This is a genomic window from Arcicella rosea, from assembly GCF_014204325.1.
GTDB lineage: Bacteria > Bacteroidota > Bacteroidia > Cytophagales > Spirosomataceae > Arcicella > Arcicella rosea_A.
Genome location: NZ_JACHKT010000058.1, coordinates 1 through 10,328 on the forward strand (window position 1 = coordinate 1; position 10,328 = coordinate 10,328).

8 protein-coding genes are annotated in these 10,328 nt (G+C 36.2%); all 8 read right to left on the bottom strand.

The genetic code is table 11. The features are described 5' to 3' along the window. Positions 1-93: 93 nt before the first annotated feature. Entirely contained in the window at positions 94-3,783 is a 3,690-nt protein-coding gene (gene purL / locus HNP25_RS21335; RefSeq protein WP_184137756.1) for a phosphoribosylformylglycinamidine synthase, read from the bottom strand. Between the two features lie 566 nt (positions 3,784-4,349). Continuing rightward, a complete protein-coding gene (nfi, locus tag HNP25_RS21745; protein WP_221432529.1) occupies positions 4,350-5,522 on the bottom strand; it encodes a deoxyribonuclease V in 1,173 nt (390 codons plus the stop codon). A gap of 99 nt (positions 5,523-5,621) precedes the next feature. Continuing rightward, positions 5,622-6,071: a hypothetical protein gene (locus HNP25_RS21345; RefSeq protein ID WP_184137758.1), complete on the bottom strand. Its 450-nt coding sequence runs from the start codon at positions 6,069-6,071 to the stop codon at positions 5,622-5,624. Then, on the bottom strand, positions 6,058-6,561 hold the full coding sequence (locus tag HNP25_RS21350; RefSeq protein WP_184137760.1) for a hypothetical protein: 504 nt from the start codon (positions 6,559-6,561) through the stop codon (positions 6,058-6,060). Before HNP25_RS21350 ends, HNP25_RS21345 begins: the two co-directional genes overlap by 14 nt. 76 nt (positions 6,562-6,637) lie before the next feature. Then, positions 6,638-7,132 carry a DUF4259 domain-containing protein gene (locus HNP25_RS21355; RefSeq protein ID WP_221432530.1) on the bottom strand — a complete coding sequence of 165 codons (495 nt, stop codon included), beginning with the start codon at positions 7,130-7,132 and terminating at the stop codon, positions 6,638-6,640. Between the two features lie 23 nt (positions 7,133-7,155). Continuing rightward, the gene (locus HNP25_RS21360; RefSeq protein ID WP_184137764.1) at positions 7,156-8,463 is read right to left on the bottom strand and encodes a DUF5018 domain-containing protein; all 1,308 of its coding nucleotides are present in this window, start codon (positions 8,461-8,463) and stop codon (positions 7,156-7,158) included. Positions 8,464-8,575: 112 nt separating this feature from the next. Then, on the bottom strand, positions 8,576-9,265 hold the full coding sequence (locus HNP25_RS21365) for a hypothetical protein (protein WP_184137765.1): 690 nt from the start codon (positions 9,263-9,265) through the stop codon (positions 8,576-8,578). Positions 9,266-9,276: 11 nt separating this feature from the next. Next, positions 9,277-9,516 carry a DNA/RNA non-specific endonuclease gene (locus tag HNP25_RS21370; protein ID WP_310587191.1) on the bottom strand — a complete coding sequence of 80 codons (240 nt, stop codon included), beginning with the start codon at positions 9,514-9,516 and terminating at the stop codon, positions 9,277-9,279. Positions 9,517-10,328: the final 812 nt, after the last annotated feature.

Genomic DNA, 10,328 nt, shown 5'->3' on the forward strand with positions numbered 1-10,328 from the left:
AAAACCCCGAAAATTGCCAATATTGACACTTTTTCGGGGTTATTTTATTGGTAATATATTGATTATTAAAAGATTACACTCATAAAGGGAAGCCTACTTATTCTTCTCCTCAATCCAAAGCCTTGCATTCACAAACGCTTCTAACCAAGGACTAACTTCGTCGTTTTTGCGGTTGGCTGGGTAGTTTGCCCAGTTCCAAGGGAAGGTCGAACGCTCGATGTGTGGCATGGTTACTAAATGGCGACCTGTGGCATCGCACATCATGGCGGTGTTGAAGTCTGAGCCGTTTGGATTGGCTGGGTAGGCTTCGTAACCGTATTTTCCTACAATGCTGTATTTTTCTTCTCCGTAAGGCAACACAAATTTTCCTTCTCCGTGCGATACCCAAACGCCTAAAGTAGTGCCTTCTAAAGTAGAAAGCATCACTGAGTTGTTTTTCTGTATTGTCACTGAAGTAAAGATACTTTCGTGTTTATGCGATTCGTTGTGGTGCATTTTACCATGTACTTCGTGGTCTGGATTAATCAATTCCAATTCCATAAACAACTGACAACCATTACAAATCCCTACCGAAAGTGTATCTTCACGAGCAAAGAATTTTTTGATAGCGGCATTGGCTTTTTCGTTGTACAAGAATGCTCCTGCCCAACCTTTCGCCGAACCTAATACGTCAGAATTTGAGAAACCACCAACTGCACCAATAAACTGAATATCTTCTAAGGTTTCACGACCAGCGATAAGGTCAGTCATGTGTACGTCTTTTACATCAAAACCTGCCAAATACATCGCATTCGCCATTTCACGCTCTGAGTTTGAGCCTTTTTCACGAATAATTGCTGCTTTCGGACGAACTGAAATCGTACTGTTATCCGTTAATTTTCCAGTAAAGTGCGAAGGGAAAGTATAAGCTAAAGCTTGGTTTTTATAATTTGTATAACGCTCTAAAGCCGTTCCGTTTTTCGATTGTTTTGAATCTAACAAGAAAGAAGTTTTGAACCAAACATCTCTTAATTCCGCTACGGCAAAATCAAATGAAGTATCGTTGTTTTTCACCGAAACGGTATTGCCTTCTACAACTTCACCAATTTTAACGATAGTAATGTTGTTTTCAGCAAAAACGGCTTCAACAGAAGCGTCTGCTTGGAATACCAAGGCAATGTTTTCGTTGAATAATGCTTTTACGGTATCGTTTTCTCCTAAACCTGAAAGGTCAATATTTGCACCAAGGTTTACATCTGCAAAACACATTTCTAATAAAGTAGTAATCAAACCACCGCTACCGATGTCATGTCCTGCTACGATTTTATCTGCTTTGATTAAGTCTTGGAAAGTATTAAATGCTGTTTTGAAATACGCCGCATCTTGAATCGTTGGTACTTCTTTCCCAACTTTGTTCAAGATTTGAGCAAAAGAACTACCACCCAATTTGAAGCTATCTTTCGATAAGTTCAAGTAGTAAATTGCTCCGCCATTGCGTTGTAGCACTGGCTCAACTACTTTATTGATGTCCGAACAATGAGCTCCTGCCGAGATAATTACTGTACCCGGAGCGATTACTTCATCGTTTGGATATTTTTGTTTCATCGAAAGTGAATCTTTTCCTGTTGGAATATTGATGCCCAATTCGATAGCGAAATCTGAACAAGCTTTTACGGCTTCATATAAACGTGCGTCTTCACCTGCATTTTTACAAGCCCACATCCAGTTTGCCGAAAGAGAAACCGATTTTAAACCGTCTTTCAAAGGAGCAAAAACGATGTTTGAAAGTGCCTCAGCAATGGCAGTACGTGAACCAGCCGCAGGGTCAACGATGGCTGCTACTGGCGAGTGACCAATTGAAGTAGCAATACCGTCTTTCCCTTTGAAGTCTAAAGCCATTACACCAACGTTGTTCAATGGCAATTGCAATGGCCCAGCACATTGTTGTTTGGCTACTCGTCCGCCTACGCAACGGTCAACTTTGTTGGTTAACCAGTCTTTACAGGCTACGGCTTCTAATTGTAATACTTGTGCTAAATAAGTTGGAATTTCTGTTTCTGAATATGACAAACCTGCGTAGTTACGCTCAATGGTTTTGTCTTCCATCACGATTTTAGGAGAACTTCCGAACATTTCCGAAATGGCAAAATCCATTGGTTTAGCACCTGTAGATTTCGATTGGAAAGTAAAGCGGTGATTTCCTGTAATATCTCCAACGGTGTACATTGGCGAACGTTCACGGTCTGCAACACGTTGAAGTGTTGCTAAATCTTTTTCACCAATCACCAAGCCCATACGTTCTTGCGATTCGTTACCGATAATTTCTTTGGCTGAAAGCGTTGGGTCGCCTACTGGCAATTTATCTAAATCAATCAAACCGCCTGTTTCTTCTACCAATTCCGACAAACAGTTGAGGTGTCCACCTGCACCGTGGTCGTGGATTGATACGATTGGATTATGGTCAGATTCAACCAAACCTCTAATCGCATTGGCAGCACGTTTTTGCATTTCTGGGTTTGAACGTTGGATAGCGTTCAACTCGATACCTGAACCAAAAGCTCCTGTATCTGCCGAAGAAACGGCTGCTCCACCCATACCAATGCGGTAGTTTTCACCACCCAATACCACTACTTTATCGCCTACGCTTGGCTTTTGCTTTATCGCCTGACTTTCTTTCCCATAACCAATACCGCCAGCCAACATAATTACTTTATCGAAACCTAATTTGCGAGATTCTTCTTCGTGTTCAAAAGTAAGAACAGAACCCGTAATTAATGGCTGACCGAATTTATTACCAAAATCAGAAGCACCGTTTGAAGCCTTAATCAAAATATCCATCGGTGTTTGGTACAACCAATCACGCTCATTAACCGCTTTTTCCCAAGGACGATTTTCTTCTAAACGAGAGTAGGAAGTCATGTAAACCGCCGTTCCAGCCAAAGGCAATGAACCTTGTCCACCTGCCAAACGGTCACGAATTTCACCACCCGAACCTGTGGCAGCACCGTTGAAAGGCTCTACGGTTGTTGGGAAATTGTGCGTTTCAGCTTTTACTGAAATGACAGAATCAAATTCTTTTTCTGCATAAAAATCTGGTTTGTCGGCAGATTTTGGAGCGAATTGTGTAACACGTGGTCCTTTGATAAAGGCAACATTATCTTTATAAGCAGAAACGATGTCGTTCGGATTCGTTTCAGAAGTTTTCTTGATAAGTTTAAATAAAGAACTTGGTTTTGCTTCTCCATCAATCACAAAAGTACCATTGAAAATTTTGTGGCGACAGTGTTCTGAGTTTACTTGAGAGAAACCAAATACTTCTGAGTCGGTCAATTTACGACCTAAACTTTCAGCCAAACCGTTCAAGTAGCCAACTTCTTCTTCGCTCAATGCGAGACCTTGTTCTTTGTTATAAGCGGCAATATCATCAATTTCAAGAATTGGCTCAGGCTCAATCTTAATGGTATAAATTCCTTGATGTAATTGCGTGTATTTTTGCGAAAGCATCGGGTCGAAATCAGTAAAATCCTCCGCTACTGCCGTAAATTCCTCAATACGAATAATTCCTTGAATACCCATATTTTGGGTAATTTCAACAGCATTGGTACTCCATGGCGTAATCATGGCTGCACGTGGCCCTACAAAAACAGCTTCCAAAGTAGCATTTTCTTGATTTACGACAGTAAAAGTATGGTCGATTTTACTGTTGAAAAGCCAAAAGAGTTTTTGAATATCTTCATCTGAAAGAATGGCATGCGTTTGCACGGCATAAACTGTGCTGGAGTGACTCCCGAAGAAATGAATCATGATGAAACAGATTGTTGGTTGTTTGTCGGCTAATTTCTAAACAACATAAATACAGCCGAATTGCTAAAGAGTTGCAAATTTAGCGGTTTTGAAAAAGAATACCTATAAAAATTTAAGGGATTGGGTTTGTTTACGTGAGGCTTGTATATTTGGAATATTTTATCACAATAATCTTTTAACGAATTTACACTCCAATGAAAAAATTGCTTTTCTTTTTTTTATGTTTCTTTACTTTAGAAACATTTGCTCAAAAACGTTCTATTAATAACAAACTTAGTACTGAACACATTTTCATTCCAGCCACAAAAATTGCAATAATTCCCTCGCTTGGCGTAGTGTTCTACACTACGTCAAAGTGTACTGCAATGTTACATTGCAAAAATGCAACGCATTTTATAATTATTCTCAAGTTGTGTACTTATTACTTATATACTTATTCTATCAGTCGCAGACTAAGCGTCGCCTTCTAAGAAGGCCTGACACACTGACGTAGTGAAAAACACTACGCCAAGCGAGGGTAGTGTTACTATACTACTCAGAGTGAAATATATTGGAGAGTGTAGAAATTATTGAAAAGCTTCTTCATTATCATCTTCAGGAAATAGGTTAAAGTCAGTTCTTTCTTTTAAAACTTGGTTTACTAAATGGTCAACGGCTCTGGTTGTTTCTGGCAAGCGATAATTTGGACAAAGTTTCAATACCCATTCGCAGGCAGTTTCTAAACTGATTTTATGACCTATTGATACAAACATAGACTTGATATTATCCTGTGTTCTGAGTGCTTTCCCAGCTTCTTGACTATCCCAAATAAGGCTTTGGCTATCTCCTCTTTGTGTACCAAGAGCTTCTTTGTCATAATAACCTACCAATCTTTTTTTTGCACAACCAATCGTAGGAATGTCTAATTCAATCCCTAAGTGTGTTGCCATGCCCACTCCCTGTGGATGAGCTAAACCATGAGCATCACAGACTATCAAATCTGGTTTAATATTTAGTTTTTTGTATGCCTCTAACAAAGGTGGAATTTCTCTGAACGAAAAAAGACCAGGAATATATGGAAACGATATTTCCATTTCGTGCAATGCTGTTTCTACTACTTCAAGCGTTTCAGCATCAAGCACTACAATACCACCTACCATTTTTTGTAAAACTTCATGATAAGCAACATCTACTCCGGCAATGTATTTAATTGCTGAGGGAAGTCTGTCTTCTTTGATGACTTTCTCTCGCATTTCATTTTGTAGAGTATAGTATGGGAGGAAGTCTGTATCATTTTTATAACCACCTACTTCCATATTACCTTCTCTATTATCTACCCAAATTTCGTTTTCCATGTTTGGTATATCATCAAATATTCTCCATGACCATTTGTCAACTCTGTAACCCTTAGCATCAACTAGTTTTTTTTCAACAAGTATATCAAAATCATCAAACCGAAAATCTATACGTCCTCCAATCTTAGTGAGGGAATAACCATGTAGAAAACCATGTAATTCTGTACCTTCACCAAGGTATTCAAAATTTTTATACCTTTCAGATTTACTATTGATAATGTATTTTTTGTATACTAAATTAAGATTTCCATTTACGCATTTAAGTAATAAAAGGATATCATAATCTGAATAACCGCTAATCTGTTTTATTAATCCTGTATAAGGTTTATTTGAGTAATAATAAAGATTTTCTTCCCGACGAAAATCTAATAATAAAAAATTAATAGCTTCTGAAAACTCAATCATGGTCTTATTACATATAGTGTTCGCAATTGCAATATATTAACATTACCAGTAATATGCCTCCTTTGGTATAGTGTTACTACACTACGCCAACGGAGGGAATTAAATAATCTTTGTAAGTAGCCCTCCTCTTGATTTAATCAGATTAATTGCATTTACGAAAGCATTCGCATTTGAATCATGCTTAGAATTCAATAAATTGACATAATTATTAAGTGATTTTTCTAACAATACATTTAAGTTTGTTAGAGGGCTGGCTTTTATTCTTTTTTCACTGTCAAGATAATAATACACGTGAAGCTGATAAAGCAAGTTTTCATTCCTTTTTGGTTCTTCTATTTCAATTGCTTTAACCAGTTGCGTTATCATTTCCTCAATAGCGATATTTACATAATCACTGCCTTTTGTTTTGCATAAAGGCAAAATGTAATTTATCCATGAGGAAATAACAGAATGTGTACCACAATCTCTATCTACTACAAAGTATTCATCTTTACCTAATGCAAAGTTCAGTAGCTCATTTTTTTCTATTGCTTGTTCAAATAAATTCATCTGTTAAAAAATTTGGTCCGCCTCTTTTTCTAATGATTAAAAGATTTGAAATTATTCCTCCCCAAAGCCCACTTTTTGAGTTCCATTCAATACCAGTTCCTCTATTGTCAATTAATAGACTTTCTTTATTAAGTATTAGGATTTCTCTTATCTTATTTACGATTTCAATGGGAGTGTTACTGACTCTATATTTTTTCAAATCTTCGTCTGAACAATTGTAGTAAGGAATAAAATACCCTATAAGATTATCGAGGAAAATATTTAAATTATCAACTTTATCAAAGCTTAAAGAAAGTTTCTCCCAAAATTCAATAGGTAAAATGCCTTCTGATAAATTTGGTTCTATATAATTTTTATAGCTTCCTAATGACCAATGTCCACCGTATTCTCTATCAATTACCAGATATTCACCTTTACCACATATAAAACTAGAAAGTTCATTTTTTAGCAAAGATTGTTGAAACATATTCATTATTTTATTTTCTCCCATTTACCATTAAAATTATTTAGTAACCCTCACTTGGCGTAGTTTGTTACACTTCACCAAGCGAAGGACGTGTTAAAAATTACGCAGAAAGTCGCTCAATCAATTGCTCTATTCCTTGTTTCCAAGCAGGATAATCTTCTTCATTTTCTGCCCAAAGTTCATTCAGTTCGGAGCTTTCATCCAATACTTTATGCAAAGCAATAACTGCTTTTTCTCGAAGCGTAGAAAAGTCTATGTCGGGATTTCTTTCAGGAAAAGTATCCACCTCCAACAACTCGTCATGCTCTGGCGAAGAAAACTTCGTTCCATTGACTTGTCTATCAATGTATGCCGAAGCTACAATTACTGAATTGGCATCATCTGAATCTAAATAATCAGAGTCAATGGCAAATTCAAAAGCGTCGCTAAATAGTTGTTTCGGATTTTCCGAATCTTCAATATCTTGCATAAAATCTAAGGCTGCGTCGTCCTCAAAGTAACCATGTCCCCATGCTCCCATAATGTTAAATAGTTTTGTTTTTTTGAAATTGTTTTTTGCAAGTTGGTTTTCTCCCGATAGGGGTATTATTTCCAAAAATGATTAACAATACGATTAAGTTACTCATAACTAATAGACATATCCTGTGCAAGTGCATATCCTTGGTTTACTACAATTCTTGTAATTCTACCTTGTGAATCTAAGGTTGGAGTAATATCTGCTCTTGTCTGTGCTCCTGAACTATATTTTAAAGACCAGTAAAATGGTAATTCTTCTCCTAAATACAATAATGTTGTATTGTAGTTATAAGTATCTATTAATAAAAATTGTGTTTGTTTGGTTATCTCCCAAAGTGGATTCTTTACGTTGGAAAACGAAGTAATAGTATTCAATAAAGAACCATCGTATGTCTCGCTAGCAGCATTATATTGAGTATCCCATTTGATGTTTACAAATGAATCTGTTCCAAAATTACCTCCAGAAGTAAGTCTTTGGATTAAGAAGCCATCATCGTTATAAGTATATCTCATTCTTCCTACGATAATAGCCATTTCGCTTGCATTGTAAGTATAAGTTTCTGTCGATACCGTTCCATCACCATATTTAGTCTCAATTGCTGTAATCAAGCCATTTTTATCTCTCTTAAAGGTTTTCTCTATAATCCGTGTTCCATCGTTTTCAACTGTTTTCATTAATATGCCTTTTTCCCATGTCAATTTGATGGTCGATTTCACACTCACTCTAAACGGATTTGATATGTAAGTAATAGAACTTGGTAAAGTACTGGTTGATACTGGGGCTTCTTTCGTAATCGTAGCCGTGTAAATCTGTGTACTGCCGTCTTCGGCTGTGACGGTAAAGCTGACTGGCTTAGAAAAATCTAAGATAGTACCAGAAGCAGGAGTCACTTTGGCTCGTTCTGAAACGGTGATATTGGCTTTTAGTTTTGATAAATCTGCTGTGCTGGATACAGTTGCTGTGATAGTTTTGGTAGTATTATCTATTTTGGCAATGACTGCTGGTGAAAAATCATTGAATGAAAAACTTAAAATATCTTTTGCCGATAATTTAGTACGGCTTACCTGTACTTTATAAGTAGCCGTAGAACCATCCTCTGCCGTAACGGTATAAGTAATATCATTACTGAAATCCTGTGCTTTACCAGTTTCTGGTGAAAGCTTTGCTTTGAGAGATACCGTAATAGTGGGTATCAATTTGCTAATATCTACCGTAGCAGGAACAACAGCTGTAATTTTTTTATTGGCTTCATCAATGGTAGCATCAACTACAGGTGTTAAGCCCGAAAAACTAAATTTAGTAATTTTTCTTTGCGAACTTTTAGAGATAATAATTTCTTCATCACAAGCCATTAATATTAGCATAATAGGCAAGTAGAAAAGGATGATTTTGGTAAAAGTAGATTTCATGGGTTTGATAAAATGTCTGGTTTAGTAGTTGTTACTTATAACTTTGACAAATGCCTTTCGCTTGGCGTAATGTGTAATGTAGTAACACTATGCCAAGCGAGGGATGTAAAATTTACTCCAAAAGATAATCCACATCCTTATCAAGGTCGATATCATTATGTGGACTTCGGATTACTAGTTTATTCCATGCTTTCCATCTGCCCTTTAGCTCTCCTTCGTTTGTGACTTCGTGGTGATAAACTATACTTTCACAAACATGGGTGGGTAAAACTAAATCAATAGGTATGCTTTTATAACGCTTGTTTGAAGCAGTTCCTTTAAAATTTACTTGTCCATCTGCTACAGTAAATTCAAAAATAGCGGAGTCCCATCTCTTTTTTCTAAATTGCCCTTCAAACATCAACATCAACATTCGGTCATTTAACCATTGAGCAGTGTTTCTTGCTGTTGAAAGTAAATCTTCAATGTAAAACTCTGTATCCCAGAAATATTTCGATTCTATCCTACCATCTGAAAAAATACGATAAGTAATTCTGTTAAAACGAGTACTATCCGACCCTTGTGATTCGAGATAATAGTCATCTATTTGAAATATCATATCGTCTATCTCCATGCGTTCAAGCAATGAAATATTTGGCGTTGAAACACCATGATTATTTTTTAGCAAAATAGAATTAATTTTACTTCCAGTTCCTGGAAACATGTAATAGATGTCATAGTTGAAAGTATCCCAATCAATACCATCATAAACTTTAAATACTGCTTCTACAAACTGAGTTTCTATTTCATTGACGTTTTGCATAATAGTTATTTTTAAGGATTAAGAATATTCCATATTTTTGTTTCTTTAGTTGTCGTATTAATCATTTCAACTCTAAATCTTGTAGGTCTTTTACTATTACCAGAAAAAGAGGGTACAATTTCTATTTGAAATACATCACTAGGGTTTGTATCTTTTATTTTTTTCCATTCATCTTCCATTTTAAACCATAGACCTTTATTAGGGTCTGAATTATTTCTATTGTATTCTGCATTTTGTGAAAAATAGTTAATTTGCTCACTTGGGCCATAGTACCCCTCGCTTGGCGTAGTGTTCCTACACTACGTCAGAGTGAACTGCAATGTTACATTGCAAAAATGCAACGCATTTTATAATTATTCCCAAGTTGTGTACTCATATTCCACTATCCGTTGCGGACTAGGCGTTGCCTTCTAAGAAGGCTTGACACACTGACGTAGTGAAAAACACTACGCCAAGCAAGGGCAGCATTGGGTGAAGGAGGTATGAGATTGGTTTCTTGTGCTAATATATTAATATAGCCTAGTAAAAATGTGAATGCAAAAAACTATCTTTTTCATATAGAATAAAATTTTGTTGTTAAATAAAAGGCAATAAAAAAGACCTCCAATAAAATATTTTAATGGATAATGTTATACGGATTTTTAAATTAATATGTCTGCTTTTTTAGACTATTGCACAATAGAAACCTTGCAAAGCTTTTGTTCAGTTAAAAACTGAATCTATTTTAGGTACAAATGACTCTTCGCCTAACACTCCCTTATAAAATGCTATCGCATTTTGCCAATCATGAGATTGGCGAAAACTACGACATAGTAAAACACTACGCCGAGCGGGGGTTATGGGTGATATCCAAGTCCCCAATACATATAAACAAAAAATGCTATGATATTTATTAATATATATTTGGATGCATCATTAATATTTAATGACAATTTAAAGGTCTTTTTAAACAAGACAGCGAATAAAAATAGGCTCAACCCTTAAACTGGGCTGATGATTAAACATTGTTGATAATTTCTCAAATCTGGCGTTAAAAGTAGTTGAAAAGTTTCTTGTAAAGCCT

What these genes read in the sequence shown, in the direction of transcription:
- purL (WP_184137756.1), bottom strand. Translation starts at nt 3,783, where the DNA reads ATGATTCATTTCTTCGGGAGTCACTCCAGCACAGTTTATGCCGTGCAA.
- nfi (WP_221432529.1), bottom strand. Translation starts at nt 5,522, where the DNA reads ATGATTGAGTTTTCAGAAGCTATTAATTTTTTATTATTAGATTTTCGT.
- HNP25_RS21345 (WP_184137758.1), bottom strand. Translation starts at nt 6,071, where the DNA reads ATGAATTTATTTGAACAAGCAATAGAAAAAAATGAGCTACTGAACTTT.
- HNP25_RS21350 (WP_184137760.1), bottom strand. Translation starts at nt 6,561, where the DNA reads ATGGGAGAAAATAAAATAATGAATATGTTTCAACAATCTTTGCTAAAA.
- HNP25_RS21360 (WP_184137764.1), bottom strand. Translation starts at nt 8,463, where the DNA reads ATGAAATCTACTTTTACCAAAATCATCCTTTTCTACTTGCCTATTATG.
- HNP25_RS21365 (WP_184137765.1), bottom strand. Translation starts at nt 9,265, where the DNA reads ATGCAAAACGTCAATGAAATAGAAACTCAGTTTGTAGAAGCAGTATTT.